14 protein-coding genes are annotated in these 15,341 nt (G+C 32.0%); 5 read left to right on the forward strand and 9 right to left on the reverse strand.

Annotated elements, in window-relative coordinates; genetic code table 11:
* The 4 genes from VKJ25_RS11560 to VKJ25_RS11570 all read right to left on the reverse strand — a co-directional run.
* Nucleotides 1-90: IS630 transposase-related protein (locus VKJ25_RS11560; protein ID WP_324236783.1), on the reverse strand; the 90-nt coding region annotated here is incomplete at its 3' end.
* A 175-nt stretch (nucleotides 91-265) separates the two neighbouring features.
* Entirely contained in the window at nucleotides 266-544 is a 279-nt protein-coding gene (locus tag VKJ25_RS24590) for an ABC transporter permease subunit (RefSeq protein ID WP_375340326.1), read from the reverse strand.
* Between the two features lie 3 nt (nucleotides 545-547).
* Nucleotides 548-736 (reverse strand): hypothetical protein, encoded by a 189-nt coding sequence (locus VKJ25_RS11565; protein WP_324236784.1) that lies wholly within the window; start codon nucleotides 734-736, stop codon nucleotides 548-550.
* Between the two features lie 925 nt (nucleotides 737-1,661).
* Nucleotides 1,662-2,399, reverse strand: coding sequence for a class I SAM-dependent methyltransferase (locus tag VKJ25_RS11570; protein WP_324236785.1), 738 nt, complete (start codon nucleotides 2,397-2,399; stop codon nucleotides 1,662-1,664).
* A gap of 896 nt (nucleotides 2,400-3,295) precedes the next feature.
* Between VKJ25_RS11570 and VKJ25_RS11580 the strand changes: the two genes are divergently transcribed.
* From VKJ25_RS11580 to VKJ25_RS11590, 3 genes are all read left to right on the forward strand, one after another.
* Nucleotides 3,296-5,827 (forward strand): mannose-1-phosphate guanyltransferase, encoded by a 2,532-nt coding sequence (locus VKJ25_RS11580; protein WP_324236787.1) that lies wholly within the window; start codon nucleotides 3,296-3,298, stop codon nucleotides 5,825-5,827.
* Between the two features lie 410 nt (nucleotides 5,828-6,237).
* Nucleotides 6,238-6,744 carry a single-stranded DNA-binding protein gene (locus VKJ25_RS11585; protein ID WP_324236788.1) on the forward strand — a complete coding sequence of 169 codons (507 nt, stop codon included), beginning with the start codon at nucleotides 6,238-6,240 and terminating at the stop codon, nucleotides 6,742-6,744.
* Between the two features lie 1,389 nt (nucleotides 6,745-8,133).
* Nucleotides 8,134-8,259, forward strand: coding sequence for a hypothetical protein (locus tag VKJ25_RS11590; protein ID WP_324236789.1), 126 nt, complete (start codon nucleotides 8,134-8,136; stop codon nucleotides 8,257-8,259).
* Nucleotides 8,260-8,299: 40 nt separating this feature from the next.
* Here the strand turns inward: VKJ25_RS11590 and lipB are convergent, their stop codons facing one another.
* On the reverse strand, nucleotides 8,300-8,965 hold the full coding sequence (lipB, locus tag VKJ25_RS11595) for a lipoyl(octanoyl) transferase LipB (RefSeq protein WP_324236790.1): 666 nt from the start codon (nucleotides 8,963-8,965) through the stop codon (nucleotides 8,300-8,302).
* A gap of 504 nt (nucleotides 8,966-9,469) precedes the next feature.
* Between lipB and hpf the strand changes: the two genes are divergently transcribed.
* Nucleotides 9,470-10,045, forward strand: a complete 576-nt coding sequence (gene hpf, locus VKJ25_RS11600; RefSeq protein ID WP_324236791.1) for a ribosome hibernation-promoting factor, HPF/YfiA family — start codon at nucleotides 9,470-9,472, stop codon at nucleotides 10,043-10,045.
* Between the two features lie 410 nt (nucleotides 10,046-10,455).
* Here hpf and VKJ25_RS11605 read toward each other — a convergent pair whose 3' ends face one another.
* The 4 genes from VKJ25_RS11605 to VKJ25_RS24595 all read right to left on the reverse strand — a co-directional run bounded on the left by VKJ25_RS11605 (nucleotide 10,456) and on the right by VKJ25_RS24595 (nucleotide 15,076).
* The gene (locus VKJ25_RS11605) at nucleotides 10,456-10,911 is read right to left on the reverse strand and encodes a peroxiredoxin (RefSeq protein WP_324236792.1); all 456 of its coding nucleotides are present in this window, start codon (nucleotides 10,909-10,911) and stop codon (nucleotides 10,456-10,458) included.
* Nucleotides 10,912-11,376: 465 nt separating this feature from the next.
* The gene (locus VKJ25_RS11610) at nucleotides 11,377-12,603 is read right to left on the reverse strand and encodes a glycosyltransferase family 4 protein (RefSeq protein WP_324236793.1); all 1,227 of its coding nucleotides are present in this window, start codon (nucleotides 12,601-12,603) and stop codon (nucleotides 11,377-11,379) included.
* A 2,102-nt stretch (nucleotides 12,604-14,705) separates the two neighbouring features.
* The gene (locus tag VKJ25_RS11615; RefSeq protein WP_324236794.1) at nucleotides 14,706-14,909 is read right to left on the reverse strand and encodes a DUF6887 family protein; all 204 of its coding nucleotides are present in this window, start codon (nucleotides 14,907-14,909) and stop codon (nucleotides 14,706-14,708) included.
* Between the two features lie 11 nt (nucleotides 14,910-14,920).
* A complete protein-coding gene (locus tag VKJ25_RS24595; RefSeq protein WP_375340327.1) occupies nucleotides 14,921-15,076 on the reverse strand; it encodes a DUF6888 family protein in 156 nt (51 codons plus the stop codon).
* Between the two features lie 205 nt (nucleotides 15,077-15,281).
* On the opposite strand from VKJ25_RS24595, the gene VKJ25_RS24600 reads away from it, so the two are divergent.
* Nucleotides 15,282-15,341 (forward strand): IS630 transposase-related protein (locus VKJ25_RS24600; protein WP_375340316.1); only part of this gene is annotated, 60 nt, incomplete at its 3' end.

Here is a 15,341-nt window from a genome sequence, read left to right on the forward strand (position 1 = left end):
CACTTTATAGATTCTGGAGGCCGATAAAATACTTCCTCCGTTTTCTATATAATCAATGACTCTTGTTCGTAAATCTAGACTGTAAGACATTATTTAAAATGATTTATATTTTACTCTTTATATTGTACCACTCTTATTCAGAATGACTATACAGCAGATTTCATATCAGTGAGGCACACATAAGACAGCCTAGAAGGCTGAACTGGAAAGGTTTTATGTTTAAAATAATAAATATTTGTACCGAAGTATCCTCAATAAATAATTTTTAAACTAACCAATTTCTTAACTTTGCAGAGAATAAATCAATTAGGGAAGTTGCTAAAATTAAGATTATTAAAATTGCACAGACTTTTTGATATTGAAAAGTTCCAAAACTTTGATAAAGAGAAACACCTATTCCACCTGCACCAACTATTCCTAAAACATAAGCAGAACGAACATTTGACTCAAACCGATATAAAACAAAAGAAGTCGATAAAAGAATTACTTGAGGAATAACACCAAATACAATCTCTTGTATTTTACTTGCACCAGTGGCACGAATTCCTTAAACTGGATCTAGTTCAATAGATTCTGCTTCTGAAAAAAGCTTACCTAAAGTACCTGCTGTATGTACAAATAAAGCTGAAACTTTAGCAAACGAACCTAAACCAATAGCTACTACAAATATCAGAGCAAAAACTACTTCATTAATCGCCCCCGTGGCATCTAATAATTCGACGAATAGGTTGTACAATCCAAACTGGACTAATATTTTCTGATGCCAAAAGAGAAAAAGGAACGGCGAAGATAGCTACTAAAAGAGTTCCCCAAAGACCCATAAAAATAGTGATTATTGTATCTTCTAAATATATTTTCCAATCTGGAAAAATCTGTGGGAAAATAAGATTGAATATATTCAACCATATTACCGCTAGCTTGAAATAGAGTTAGGAAATTTATTTCACTTTGTTGGTAAGAGAAAATCAGAATAATTAATGTTCCCAAGAGAAATATTATTTGAGTATTAGTAAGTCGTTTTTTTCTTGGGATAATATTTCCATAACTGCTGGAGTAGTTAGAAAGTTTTGGTCTGTATTGTCATGGTTATTTGATATTTCTGCCATGATTATTAATTTTGAATTATCATCTAAATTTAGAGAGAAAATAGGATGTTTAATGAATAATGAATAATGAATAATAGATAATGGATAATGAATTTAATTTTTAAACATTGTAGAAAAACCATAGGACTTATGCAGGGGAACCCAGAAACCCGGTTTCTGTAGTAAATTATTGTTTTTAATAATAAACATCTACCCTCGTACCGGGTTTCTTTGTATAATTGCTGAACTATTTCTTTTAGATAAGAAAAATTCAAAATTTTTCACTTTTTATACAAGGATTACCAAGCAAAATAATTATCAATTAGACATCTCCAGAAAAGAGGGAACAGGGAATAGAGAACAGGGAACAGGGAAGAAGAATTGATAATTTATAGATAATAATTGATTTTACTTTTTATTTTTGGAGATGTCTATTAGATCAACGATCTATTTAAAAGGAGAGACTTTCTAGTAGCTGAATGCTAACCAATTATTTTATTTATTGGTAATTAGGGGAGGGGTTAAAGATTTAATAATTTACTATTAACTAGATAAAAATTTCCATATTTTCTAGAACTAAAATTTAATTTTATACATTTGAAATAATTCCCCTGATTGTCGCTTGACTATTTTTCCACCCTGATCTTTAATCATTTTTTCCCAACCTTCTAAAGGTTCTAAAAATACTTCAGCACCTAAATAAGTTTCTAAAATTGCCCAATTTTCTGCCAGTGGTTGTTCTGGGTTAATCACATCAAAAACAAATAAAGATTCTGATTTAAGAACCCTTTTGACTTCTAGAATTACCTCTTCCCAATAATCTAAAGGATAATAACAACTAAAACCAGTAGCGATCGCCAAGTCAAACTCATTTGCTTCATATTTTAACTGATGAGCTGGTCCTAATTCTACTCCTTTAAATAATTTATAATTGAGTAGAGAACCTCGTTTATTGAGATTATCTCTAGCAATAGAACTAATTTCTTGACCATAAAAAAAAGCCTCCCATTCTCGCCAAGGATAAACTAAAAAACTCACCCCACAACCAATATCTAAACACTTTTGATTTTTCTTAGGTTTAGCTATTTCCCAAAAAGGAGAAACTGTTTTGGTGGTGAGATTACCAGAGGTATAATCTTGAAATATTGGCATTGCCTCAACTTCTGAAGGTAACTCAAAAGATTCTCCACAGTACTCTTGATTAAAACGAGTTTGTACTGCCATGCTTTGAGGATGCCAATTATCTAAATTTTGTTCGGAAAACCAGGAAGAATTTTCCTGATTTGAGGATAAGGGAGACTTTTTTTTAGACATTTTTCTTTGTATCGCTAATTACCTTTAAGGTAAGCTATTAAACAGTTAGCTTCATTACTATTAAGTTGCCAACTAAAACTCGTCGTTATTGTGCCTCAATTTTCTTTTTTCTCTATATTTGAAAATGAGAAGTTAAAGGAATGGTTAATTCATTCATTAAAAAGCTAAAAACTAACTGCTAATAGCTTTTTGCACACCATGAACTAGGAAATGCTTACCCTTTAAGAGCTTTTGTAAAGTTTTTACGATAAGATTTGTTACCAATAAACAAAACAGGCCACAATATAGATAGTACAATACGATTCTGAAAAGTCTGGGCGAAGTTTGTCTGTGCAAATCCGTTCCAGAACTTCCAGATTCCTCCTCCATATACAACAAGCAATAATAAGCTAATTAAGGTACTCATGGCACAAAATTATGATAAGGTTACTTATTTTGGACATAACCCAATCTAAATTATTGAATAAATCTTAAATTGGGCTGAGGTTTGAATATTTATCAGATAATTATCATTCTACTACAACTAATACACTTATGGTAAGTATTAGATATCTCCAAGGGAGTAAGGAGTAGGGGGAAAGAATTGATGATTTTTGAGGAACTTTAAATCAAAATAGCCTTTAAAGTCGGGTTTTAAAAAATCAATAAGAAAGCTCAGACTTTTACTTTTTCCCTGTTTCCTATTCCCTGTTCTTTTAATATACTTATGGTAAGTATTAGATATCTCCAAAGGAGTAAGGAGTAGGGGGAAAGAATTGATAATTTCTGAGGAACTTTAAATCAAAATAGCCTTTAAAGTCGGGTTTTAAAAAATCAATAAGAAAGCTCAGACTTTTGCTTGTTCCCTGTTTCCTATTTCCTGTTCCCTGTTCCCTAAATAAACAAAGGAGTAAATTATGCGTGCAGTGTTAATGGCTGGAGGTTCAGGAACGCGACTCAGACCACTGACCTGCGATATTCCTAAACCAATGGTTCCCATTTTAAATCGCCCAATAGCTGAACATATTATTAATCTGTTGAAAAGGCATCAAATTAGGGAGATTATTGCTACTTTACATTATTTGCCTGATGTAATGCGTGAATATTTTCAAGATGGTAGTAAATTTGGTGTTCAAATTACTTATGCTGTGGAAGAAGATCAACCTTTAGGAACTGCTGGTTGTGTTAAAAATATAGAACAACTTTTAGATGAAACTTTTTTAGTAATTAGTGGAGATACAATTACAGATTTTGATTTAACGGCAGCTATCAAATTTCATCAAGAAAACAAGTCAAAAGCTACTTTAATATTAACACGAGTTAACAACCCAATTGAATTTGGAGTAGTTATTACAGATCAAGAACAAAGAATTAAAAGGTTTCTCGAAAAACCCTCTACAAGTGAAATATTTTCTGATACTGTTAATACAGGAACTTATATTTTAGAACCAGAAGTTTTAGATTATTTACCAGCTAATCAAGAATGTGATTTCTCGAAAGAATTATTTCCTTTATTATTAAGGAAAAATGAGCCAATGTATGGCTATATTGCAGAGGGTTATTGGTGCGATGTCGGAAATTTAGATGCTTATAGAGAAGCTCAATATCATGCACTTCAACACACAGTAAAACTTGAGTTGCCTTATCAACAGCGATCGCCTAATTTCTGGATTGGAGAAAATACTTACGTCGATCCAACAGCAAAAATAGATACACCTGTTTTAATAGGAAATAACTGTAGAATTGGTCCGAGAGTTCAAATTGAAGCAGGTAGTATTATTGGAGATAATGTGACAATTGCTGCAGATGCTGATATAAAGCGTCCTATTATTTGGAATGGCGCACTGGTAGGAGAAGATACAAATTTACGAGCTTGTATAATTTGTCGAGGTACCAGAATAGATCGTCGCGCTCAAGTATTAGAAGGTTCTGTAGTTGGTTCTTTATCTATTGTCGGAGAAGAAGCTCAAATTAGTCCTAATGTGAGGGTATGGCCTAGTAAAAGAGTTGAATCTGGAGCAACTTTAAATATTAATTTAATTTGGGGTACGACTGCTCAAAGAAATTTGTTTGGACAACGCGGAGTGGAGGGATTAGCAAATATTGATATTACTCCAGAATTTGCTGTTAAATTAGGAGCTGCTTATGGTTCTATTTTAAGATTGGGGTCTACTATATCAGTTTCTCGTGACCAACGTAATGTGTCTCGTATGGTTTCTCGGTCTTTAATTGCTGGTTTAATGTCTGTAGGAATTGATGTGATAAATTTAGAATCTACTGCTATTCCTATTGCTAGAAAAATTTTACCTACTATGAATTTAGCAGGTGGTATTCATGTGCGTCTTTCTCCTAATCGTTCGGATCAAATATTAATTGAAATTTTTGATTCTCAAGGAATTAATATTTCTAAAGGGAAAGAAAAAAAGATAGAAGGAGCATATTTTAAGGAAGATTTACGTCGAGTACAAATACCAGAAATTGGGAATATGGTTTATCGCCATGAAGTTTTAGATGCTTATAGCAAAGGTTTTGAAAATCTTCTCAATTCTCAGGCAATTCGCTATAGTAAATCTAGGGTAGTAATTGATTATTGTTATGGTGTTTCAGGAGCAGTTTTACCACAATTATTAACTAAGTTTGGTTGTGATGCGGTGGTTTTAAATGCTAGTTTAAAAGAAACTTCTTTAGGTATTGAAGAAAGAGAAAGTTTACTAGATCAATTAGGTCGAGTAGTAGAAGCTTTACAAGCTAATGTGGGAGTTCAGGTAAGTGCAAATGGAGAACAATTAATATTAGTAGATGACGCTGGTTCTCCTATTCGTGGTGAAATGTTAACTGCACTAATGGTAAATTTGATGTTGACAGCTCATCCACGAAGTACAGTAGTAGTACCAATCAATGCTTCGGCAGCGGTAGAACATATTGCTCGTCGCCATGATGGTCATGTGATTCGGACAAAAGCTAATCCTACAGCTTTAATGGAAGCTTGCCAAATTCATCATAATGTGGTATTAGGAGGAAGTGGTGAAATGGGATTTATTTTCCCGAAACTACATCCTGGTTTTGATGCGATGTTTTGCATTGCTAAAGTAATAGAAATGTTAACTATTCAAGAGCGCTCCCTAGGACAAATAACTGCGGATATTCCTCCTGTTTCTCATCGTTATTATACAGTACGTTGTCCCTGGAAAGTAAAGGGAGCGTTAATGCGGTATTTCGTAGAAACTAATTCACCAGAGAATTTAGAGTTAACTGATGGAGTCAAGATTATTAATAATCATGGTGATAATTGGGTGTTAATTTTACCCGATCCTGGAGAACCATTAGTACATATTTATGCAGATAGTAATGATCGAGATTGGGTTGATAAAACTTTAAGAGATTATCGGAATATTATCCATGATTTTGTCAACTTATTTATGGCAGGGAATAGGTTAGATAATTTGTAAGTTATGTTTAGGGAACAGGTATGGAGAGAATAGGGAATAGATATGGAGGAAGAAAGTATTTTGGCAAATATGAAATGTACTTTTTAGAGAAAACTTAACTGGGAATAGGTATGGAGGAAGAAAGTATTTTGGCAAATATGAAAAGCACTTTTTAACTTCTACTAAATTTTCAACTTACTCTGATACATCTCTTACTTTTTCCTTTTTTCCCTGTAAAAAATCTGATATCTTACATCTTTACGAAATAATTGATATAGCAGTTGAAGCAAAGGACGCAGACATTCATAAATCCTGATACCCTGTTCCCACCTTCTGTGTTCCCTATTCCCTAGTTCTATAATTTTTAGAACTTTTAATATATAATAATAATGCTAACAAACATAATAATTAGATATTAATTAAAAATTAAAATGAATAGTTGTATATTAATGGTACAAATCACCAAAGATCCAGAACTGCGCTATACAGCAGATGCTCAATTACCAGTAGCAGAAATGATAGTAGAATTTTCTAATATAGGAAAAGAGAATAAACCTGCTTTACTAAAAGTAGTAGGGTGGGGAAATTTAGCTCAAGAAATCAACGAAAAATATCACGAAGGAGATTATGTAATAGTTGAAGGTCGCTTGAATATAAATACTATTGATAGACCAGAAGGTTTTAAAGAAAAACGTGCAGAATTAACAGCTTCTAAAATTTATCCTGTTACTTCAGAAGCTATGATTCTAGACGAGGATCAAATATCAACAAATAGAGCAAGTAATAGAAAGATAACTCAACAACAACCACCAGCAGAAAACTATAGTAATGTTGTAAATTTCGACTCTCGTCGTGGCTCTACTTTTAATCAAGAATCAACAGCTAATATGCCAGAAAATGAATTACCAAATGACGATTCTGATCCTATTCCTTTTTAAATACAGCCTATTCTATGTAAGTGTGGTACAGTAATTTTATTAGATTTGATTTAAAGACATGAAAACTTTATTCCTTGCTTCAAAAACTATTTAAAAAGCCAATTGCCACTATACCTCATAAACCTGGAATACACTGTAACTCTTAGCTTTTTAAAATCTCCGCCAACTATATTTAGTATTTAGGATAAGTTAAAATCTCCTTCTAAAACTTTATAAATAATCTAAGCATTCAGCTATCATTTAGTTTCTTTATAGAGGAAATTTGTTAACAGCTTTGAGTTATTCAGAACTTAGGAAAAAACCGGGTTGATTAACTAAACTTCCTGATTTAAACAAGAGCAATAAACCCCGTTTTTTGGTTGCTTTGTGTAAGTCTTTTATTAACTTATTAGTAAGTATTCAGCCGTCAGCTAACCTCCTAGTTCTGAACTGTGCAGTTTAGCTATTAGTTTTATACCATTTCTCTATGAAGTTGCGCTTAATAAAAGGTAGCATTTGTTTAAAATTCAGGTCTGGGTAAGAATTATTAAACGTATTGTTACAGAGAAATAGTATTAAAGGATAAATTTAATAAATAGTATCAAATCTAGTAGTATTGGTACAATTCAATATTGTTCTTCAAACCTTACTAAGATTGAAGTTTTTGCCAATATTGATTTTCTCCTCCAAAAGTAGACTTGATATTGATTGATAGATGATAACTGATAGCTAATAGTTGAATGCTTCAAATTCTTACACAAAATAAGGAATTAGCTTCTCAATGGTATGAGAGGATAAATTTAATAAATAGTATCAAATCTAGTAGTATTGGTACAATTCAATATTGTTCTTCAAACCTTACTAAGATTGAAGTTTTTGCCAATATTAATTTTCTCCTCCAAAAGTGGATTTGATATTAATAGCTGATAACTGATAGCTAATAGTTGAATGCTTCAAATTATTACATAAAAGCAGGAATTAGCTTTTCCAGAAAATTAAAAGTTATTTTGGTGAAGTATTATGCAGAAAATGATAAATTATAAATTATAATACTTGAATGTTTACTTACTTAGGTTTGCTGAAAAATTATTTTTAAGGAGATGGAATTATGACGTAACAGAGAGTGATTTTTTTGGCAAAACTCTTGCCAAAAATGCTGATTTTTTGAGGATAAATAGCTAGCTCAAACAAGCGAAATTTTTTGAACTTTAAAAAAGCTAAAATATTTATCTATAAAAGTTGCCAGATTTAATGATAAAAACCTACTTATTAAGGCTTGCTGAAAAAGTCTTTTAATGGCAGGGAGAAGCCAGAATTAAGAATCCAGAATCCTTATGGGAATAGGAGTTACAGAAGAGGTAGGAGGAAGAATTATCCCTTGATTTACCGTTCCCGAAAAATCGGCTAATTATGACAGAAAATCCTAGAATTTTTAACTTTCAAGACTTAAAAGCTGATACTTTTAACATACCTAAAAATGCTAACAAAGTTGATCTTGTAAAGGCTTTCATCAATAATTCAGCAAGCCCTACTTAAAAGCGAACATAGTGTTCAATTATGAGTGCTGAATACTTCTTTAAAAGCAGACAGCATTTGAACTTTTAATTAACTCAACTCTGAATACTTTAGCAAAAGCATCCGCTACTTGAGGCAGCACTTCATCTATAGTAATTCCAGGTAAAAATTCAGCCAAAGTACCTACAGGTTTATCAGAAATACCACAAGGTACAATCTTATGGAAACCAGTCAAGTCTGGACAAATATTCAGGGAAAACCCGTGCATAGTTATCCAACGACTAACTTTAATTCCTATTGAGCCTACTTTTTGACCCTCTAACCAAACTCCAGTTAAACCTGGATATCTTTCACCCTGAAGGCCATAACTATCTAATACTTTTAACAATACTTCCTCTAATTGTCTCAGATACCAATGTAAATCTTGTTGATAACGTTTTAAGTTAAGAATGGGATAACCAACAAGTTGACCTGGACAATGATATGTTACTTCTCCTCCTCGCTCCACCCGATGGACCTCGTATTCATTTTCATTAGGATTAAACTTAAGAAAATCTAATTTGGCTCCTTGTCCCAATGTATAAACTGGTGGATGTTCCAGTAGTATGAGGACATCTGCTAATTCTGGACTATGACGACGTTTTTGGACAAGCGATCGCTGCCATTCTAAGGCCACTGAGTAACTTGTTAGTCCTGGACAAATTAATTGGCAAGTTGGAAAAGTCATTTCACTTATCAGTTATGGCGCTACGCCCTAGGGAACAGGGAACAGAAGACTATCAAAGGGTTTTTCCTACAGGGAAATGCTCCGCGAACAGAATTTAGAAATGACTGCGCCCTTTGCTTCAACTACTATATCAGTTATTAGTACCTCATGGAATAGGGAAGTTTGAAATACTGAATCGAATTTTTTCATATCTTAAAATTGAAGGCTTGAACCCCTGTTTTTGGTTATTTGAGAATAAGGAATCGAGGAGTATAGTCAAGGTAGGAATGGTGGGGAAAATCAGAAAAATGACATAATTTTAACTCAAAAGTAAAATCAAATGTATGATCCAGAAATTATTAATTATTCCTGACTTTTTTTCTATTCCCTGTTCCCTTTTGTTGCCAAAAAATCAAGAACTGTTAAGAGATAAAAAGGATTATTAAAGATAGGATGTTGTAGAGAATACAAAGTGCTAATATAAATCATATTACAGTAACCCCAAAATACTAGCGGAGGGAGCTTATGAAGCTTGTTATTCAGGGTAAAAACATTGAAATAACCGATTCTATTAATGAGTATGTCAACGAAAAAATTGAAAAAGCAGTTAGTCATTTTCAGCAACTCACTACAGAAGTAGATGTACATTTGTCCGTAGCGAAAAATCCACGCATAAATCCTAAGCAAGCGGCAGAAGTAACTATTTACGCAAATGGTACAGTCATTCGTGCTCAGGAAAGTAGCGAGAATTTGTATGCTAGTATTGACTTAGTAGCAGATAAAATTGCACGGCAACTGAGAAAGTATAAAGAAAAGCGTCAATCTAAGCTTAGTAAAGCTAAGACTGTGGAAATGATTGAATCAGAAGTAGTGGAAAATTTAATTGGCGATCGCCAACCAGAGCTACCGAGTGAAGTAGTACGGACTAAATATTTTGCTATGCCTCCTATGACTGTAGAAGAAGCTCTGGAGCAGCTACAATTTATTGACCATGACTTCTATATGTTTTCTAATTCAGCGACTGGTGAAATAAATGTTATTTACAAACGTTATCATCATGGTGGTTATGGTTTAATTCAACCACGACTTAATAATGGATAATTGATACATTTGGTTAAATCTACTCGGTTTTAGCTAGAGGTAATTAATAATTGATAATCATAGATAGTTTCCATTATCAATTATTAATTATTAATTAGGGTTTGCTGAATAAATTTGAAAAGATTGATAGATAAAAGATTTTAGCATTTTTAGAGATAAAAAAGTACCTTCTTTTTGTCTGATAAGGCACGGTTCCCGAAAAATCAAAAAGTTTGTGTTTGTATTTGGTTAAGAGTTGGGCAAAGTTGGGGAAGGGATAATTTTGCCGAGTACCTCCTACTCCTATACAACTCCTTATTCATCTTAAACTTCCCCTCCTGGGAGGGGTTAGGTTAGGGGTGGGTTTAGTCCCTACTCTCTACCAAGTGCAAAAAGACTTTTTCAGCAAAGCAATAATTATTAATTATTAGTTATCCCATGTCTTTTAATATTTTTAAAGCTTCTTTAGAATGAGCGTCAAAGTCGAGCATAGAGTCAAAAATATGACGGATAATTCCTTCTTTATCTATAACGTAAGTAACTCTACCTGGAAGTATCCAAAGTGTAGCAGGTACATCATATAATTGTCTAACTTTATTATCAGTATCGCATAAGAGAGTAAAAGGTAAATTATATTTAGTTGTAAATTGTTGATGAGATTTTTGGGTGTCTCCACTAATGCCAATAATTTCAGCATCAACATCTGTAAATACTTCGTATTGGTCTCGAAATGCACAAGCTTCCTTAGTACATCCTGGTGTATTGTCTTTAGGATAAAAGTAAATAACAACATTTTTCTTACCCCGGAAATCAGAGAGAGAAACTTGGGTTCCCTCTTGGGATGGTAAGGTAAATTCGGGCGCTTTATCTCCTACATTAATTTTCATAGTTAATATTTTGAGTCAAAGATTTTTGGGTGCTATGTTAACTTTTGTTATCTTATATCATGTCCGGTTAAATAGTTAAACTTTGGAGGAAGAAAGGCAAAAGGCAGAAGGGAAAGAATCAGGTGAGAAGGGACTAAAATTTTTCATCAACTAATTATCCAGATTCTATATGACTCCTGAGTCCTTCCTATTTCTAAAAGACTTCAATCAGCAAAACCTAAGTAGGGCTTGGTGATTAAATATAGAAGCATTAATAGATAAAGGTTTGAACAATTTTAGGTACTAAAAAAGTGCCAGCTTTTCTGTTGATGGAACGGAAAAAATGAGGATTTTGGGGTAATTATAACAGAAAAACTAAGGTGGGATGATGAATGACGACCTCTTCCAAAAAAACCCGTATTTCTTAAATACTACTCCCTACTCTCCACTCCTTACCGTGACAAAAAGACTTTCTATAAGCAAATCCTAAGTATCACTGAGCATAATTTGTTCTTCCCAGATTTTAACTAAGTTAGTTACTGCATTATCCCAACTATATTTAGCAACAGTTTTTTTGGCATTAATACCCATTTCTTTTCGTAAATTAGTATCCTCAATTAACAGCTTTAATTTCTCAAAAAAACTTTCTTGATTTCCTGGTATAAATAATAAACCATTCCTACTATCTTGAATATTTTCTGTAACTCCTCCTGCTTGAGGAGCAACTACTGGAATACCTGCAGCAAAAGCTTCTAATACAGTTAAACCTCTAGTTTCTTTTTCTGAAGTTGTGACATGAAAATCACTATTTTTCAAAATATTAGGTACATTCTCAGGAGGTATTCTACCTAATAAATAAACATGATTTGTTATTTGAGATAATTTGTTTGATATTTGGTCACGCATCGGACCATCTCCAGCGATTATTATGGCAATATTGTCTAGATTTACTAATTGCTGAAGTTTAACAAAAGCATCTAAGGTAAATTTCCAACCTTTATCTTCGGTTAGTCTACCTAGAAATATTATTTTGACTTTGTTATCTAAATTAGGAATTTGATAATTTAGCTGCCAAAAATTAGGTATTATTGTGGCTGACTCAAATTTTTCGATATCAAAACCATGAAAGTTGACATACATAGGATTTTTGATACCCATGTCAACAATTTTTTGATAAGTAATAGTGCTAGAAACTAATGTCAAATCATATTGATTGTAAATTGAGACAAAACTTTTTTTAAAGATTAATTGTAACATCAGATTAATTCCTTTTGGTAAAGGCAAAAAATCTTCAAAATATTCGATAAAGTTAGTTCTAAAAGTACAAACGCAGGGAATATTATTTTGTCGAGAAAATTCGATTCCAGGTAAACGAAAAAAAGCAAAAAATAATCTTTCTGGTTCATCTACATGAATAATGTCTGGCTGAAATTTTTCTAATTCTCGAATGACTATTTTATAAGTGTTAAGTCCTACATTTCTATCAAAATCTAGAAATGGGGTACTAGGTAAATTAATAACTTCAACTCCAGGAAAAATATTACCTGTATAATTTTTCCAATTAGGATATAAATGAGCAAGTGGACTATAGTCTGGGCAAAATAATAAGACTTGATGTCCGAATTGACTTAGTTTTTGAACTCGATAATAGCCACTGACGGTTACTCCATCTAATACAGGTAAAAATCCAGAAGCAATAATAGCAATTTTCATAAAATAAGGAAGAAGTAAGAAGGAAGAAGTAAGAAGTTAGGAAAGAAAGAAAGTTGAATCTTTAGCTAATAGATTATTAATAAATAGTCGTGCTAAATTAATTTCCTAGTTGAGAGAGGTCATTTCAGTTATCAGTTATCATTAGAGAGCGAACCTCTGAATTTAGTCGGAGGCTTGAAATACTGAGTTAAAATTTTTTCATCCCCGAACAAGGGGAGGTTTTATACCTCTTTTTTGGTAACAGGAAGCATTTAACAAGGAACAGGAAGAAAAAATTGATAGATAATTTATTAATAACATTAGAGATGTTTAATAGTGAAACTGTAAAAATGTCTTCTTGCATTAATTTTATTGTTTGAATATTTTTTGGCTCAAGTGCATAATTTTACTTCACAAACGTAAGCATTTCCTGGGGAATGCTGCGCAAACAGCTATTAGCTATTTATCAGTTAGCCTCCTGGGTCGGAGCTTTGCTAACAGCAATAAGAACCTATGTTTTAAAGATAGGTTTTAAGTTTAAGTGAATATAGACTTTAGAGCTAGCTTTTATAGTAAAATTTTTCTAGCTTAATTAATCAAGCTTTTATCATTCACTAAAAGCAATAGCTGAATTTGGCAGTTACCGAAGAAGTAATAATTAAATAATTCGCCCCTTGAAGCCTCCCCTTTAAAAGGGAAAAAAATTTATTTTTTCCTTTTATTCAATCCTATCCGTTTTTAGGGAGAAGTAATTATCAATTATCCATTATTGAAGACCCAGGAGGTTAGCTGATAGCTGACGGCTGAATGTTTGCTCACAAACTTACGAAAAGAACGTTTAAATTTTGGGTTTCAAACTATTTCTTTCATTAATATTCTGTTAGAGTTGCTTGTAACTCAGTAATAATATTTTCTATAAGCTGAGACTTTAATTCTCCTCGATAAAAAGAGGTGGTCGTTTATGAATGCATCTTGAGCTATTTTTTCTCGACTAGCTTCAATCATTTTATTTTTCACAATTTATAATAACATTTATGTTTGTTCAACAGGAAGTTGATTAACTATTATAATAGCTTCTTCTAGTGTTGCCATAATGTACATTCTCCTAATTTAATTACTATTCTTTTGCCTAAATTATAACTTAGCTCCAATTCGACATAATAAATCTCTAAACTATAAATCAAAAATTTTCCTATTCATCTGATATTTTGTACTCCTTTTTTTTACAAAACTAATTTTGATGATGGTGCTACCTAAAGTAACGATTTTCTCAGATACAACTGTTAATAAATTTGAGCAATATCATTAAATTTATAGGACTATAATTCTCATATACTTAGTGTCACTTGCCTTGCCTATTTTTGTGACACTTTCAGTTTCAATTAGTCACAAATACAAGTAAAACTTAACTTAATAGTAAGTAGACACAAATTCAATCACTCTAAATTAGGGGTCAATTTTATGGAAAACAAACACACACAAATCATATTTAATCATGAAGAACTATCATCCTGGAATGCGAGTACAGAAAAAAAGTACAAAAAACAATAATAGCTCAATAGCCCTTAACTTCTAGTTGGAAAAAGCTGATTAATCAATACGCCACATTAGCTTCTTTACCTGAATTAAATTCGGAACAAGAAGAGCAATTAGGTGAAATACTTGAGCAAGCTAACCAGAACAAAATTTTAGCTTTTTGGATTTCTGAAGTAGACTATATTTTAGACGAAGGTTTAGGTTTGTTACAGCCAGAAGACCTCAATTACTATGAAGCTAAAAAAGCACTTTTGACGGAAAATTGGTTGAGAACCTACAATGCTTAGATATTGATAATTACGATTGCTACAAATTAGAAAATCAACTGCTATAAAAAAAATTTTAGCCCCTTTCTTTTTTTAGGAAAGGGGCTATTTGGAGATAATATTAAACTTACCAAAAAAGTTATTCAAAATGATTATAAAATCATAAAGTACAGAATAATCAAAGTTGTTTTTTTCACTTTAGTTGAACAAAAGTAGGTTATGATCAGGATTTTAGTTGTACAAAATAGATAATTTAGCAACATTTTTAGCCAGAATGCACCAGACTTATAAATTGAGAAAGTCTCGATTCTTTTTATCGTATTATTGTTTCTGATTCAATTTTGCTTGAAAAATTTCCTCAATTTCTTCTCTGTCAATTTCTGATGGTGGAGGATACTTAAAATTTTCCTTTTTCCGAGTGATTAACAGTTCTAATGCTTGGCTAAATTTGTCTTCATCATTGCGATTTTCTGAAAGATATTGACCAAGTTCTTTATTATTCATTTGTGAAAGTGATTTTTTCATATTTCAAAATCTCAATTTCTATCTTGGTTGATTACAATTTCTAAACCATCATTTATTCCTGCTAAAATGTAAATTATTTTTAGTCTTTGATCCCCAAATAAATTGATTTGTTGATAAAGATTTGATAGTAACTGGCAAATAAAAATTGCAGTTTCTTTATTGTTTATCTGTGAGCAAAAATTAACTCCTTTTCATAATTTAAAAATTGACTAAAAGTTTGTTCAATTTTTTCTAAGTAACTTTTCTTGAAAAACATAATTTTGAAGATATTTATTACGGTAAAATACTTACATGGAATAGGTTGTAATTACTATAGTCATTCTGAATAAGAGTGGTACAATATAAAGAGTAAAATATAAATCATTTTAAATAATGTCTTACAGTCTAGATTTACGAACAAGAGTCATTGATTATATAGAAAACGGAGGAAGT

Source organism: Okeania sp., from assembly GCF_035285525.1.
Taxonomy (GTDB): Bacteria; Cyanobacteriota; Cyanobacteriia; order Cyanobacteriales; family Microcoleaceae; genus Trichodesmium.